1 protein-coding gene and 1 pseudogene are annotated in these 1,508 nt (G+C 63.3%); both read right to left on the bottom strand.

Going from position 1 to position 1,508, the window contains the following annotated elements:
- On the bottom strand, positions 1-267 hold a 267-nt coding region (locus NA4_RS38240; RefSeq protein WP_245671804.1), incomplete at its 3' end, for a helix-turn-helix domain-containing protein.
- Positions 268-1,230: 963 nt separating this feature from the next.
- Positions 1,231-1,491 (bottom strand): annotated as a pseudogene (locus tag NA4_RS38230) (ATP-binding protein); the annotation flags it as partial.
- Positions 1,492-1,508: the final 17 nt, after the last annotated feature.

Here is a 1,508-nt window from a genome sequence, read left to right as displayed (position 1 = left end):
CCATTTTGGGTCCAGCGCCTCGAACCCCTTCTCGTTGAAGTCGTGAATCACTTGCCGCACATACGATTCCGACACCTGCATCAACCTCGCGATCAGCGGCACCGACTGATGCTGCGCCGAGGCCATCACCACGACCGCGCGCCGCATCCGCACCGGCTGCTTACTGCGCCGCGCGATCTGCTGCAGCTTCCGGCCTTCCTCCGGGGTCACCGCTCTGACGAACACATCCGGCTTCCGAGCCACCGGCACCACCTCCACCGGCAGCATCACCGGCCCCGGACGCCAGAGCAAGCCGACACCCGCTTACCGCAGCAACTTATCCGGACGCGGCACTAGATCAGTAATCAGAGGCCCGAGCCGCGCGCTGCGTGGATCGCGCCATTGGGTCATGTATCCCGCGACGTAGCCGTCGACCACGTTGACTCGCGGCTGCAACATGGTGCCCGTCGCTCGCACCCGGCGAATCCACTCCGTCTCCGTGAGGCTGACCACGGCCATAGCGCGGATCGTGTGCCGCAGCATCCGATGGTCAGAACCGGCGCTATCCTCGCTTCGTTCAATTCCCGCCTGCATCTGCTCGGCAAAGCTCAGGCCAGGTCTAGGCAGTCCGGGTGCAGCGGACCCGTAGACGCATAGGTCACAACCGGTCAACGCCGCACGACCCCATCGTGGCGGGACGAAGATCGGGACCGCCACACGCCCGTCGGCTGCAGCCTTCGGAAGAAGACGTGTGCGGGTTGATTGCCAGCTGGTCCGCCGCGACTGCCCTGATGAGTCCTGCATGACTACCAGTCATTGCGAAACCCGGACTGCCGCAGAAGCAGATGCGGTCACCGCGCGAACGTCGAGACGTTGACAAGTCGGCCATCAGCTGACACTCCCAAAGTCCCAACTCGCGCGGTATGGGGGAACTCCCTACGGTTGCTTACCGACCGCTTTCATGTTGGCGAATATCACTGCGGCAGAGCTTTTTTCAAGCGGCTCCTTCGAATAGCGTTCTGTCCGACATCTTTTGACGCCCAGTGATGCTGTCAGCGCTGCTTGTGTCGAGGCGCAAAGGTCGGCCGCGGTCGACTGGCAGTTGAACCGGGTGTTGTTCAACGCAAACACCGCGCCGATCGTATGAGCTGTCAACGGACATTGGGACTTCCGGGTGGGCGGACTTGGGTGGTCCGGCTGGGCGGACAGCAGTTCTCCGGGCCGATGGACATCGGTTCTCCGGGTGAGTTGTCAGGCCAATGGCATCACCCCCTTGCCGGCGAGGGCTTCGGCGAGCCGGTGGGAATCGCCTTTGGTCAGCACGAGATGCGCGTGGTGCAGGAGCCGATCGACTGCCGCGGTGGCCAAGGTCTTGGGCATGATCGTGTCGAATCCCGATGGGTGAATATTGCTGGTCACCGCAATGGACCGGCGCTCGTATGCGTCGTCGATCACGCGGTAGAACGCTTCGGCGGCATCCGGGCCCACCGGCAGCATGCCGATGTCGTCCACTTATGCCGACGTCGGCA

Source organism: Nocardia amamiensis NBRC 102102 (assembly GCF_001612745.1).
GTDB classification, from domain to species: domain Bacteria; phylum Actinomycetota; class Actinomycetes; order Mycobacteriales; family Mycobacteriaceae; genus Nocardia; species Nocardia amamiensis.
Note: the sequence above shows the minus strand (reverse complement) of the source record. Positions and strands in the feature narration are given on the sequence as shown.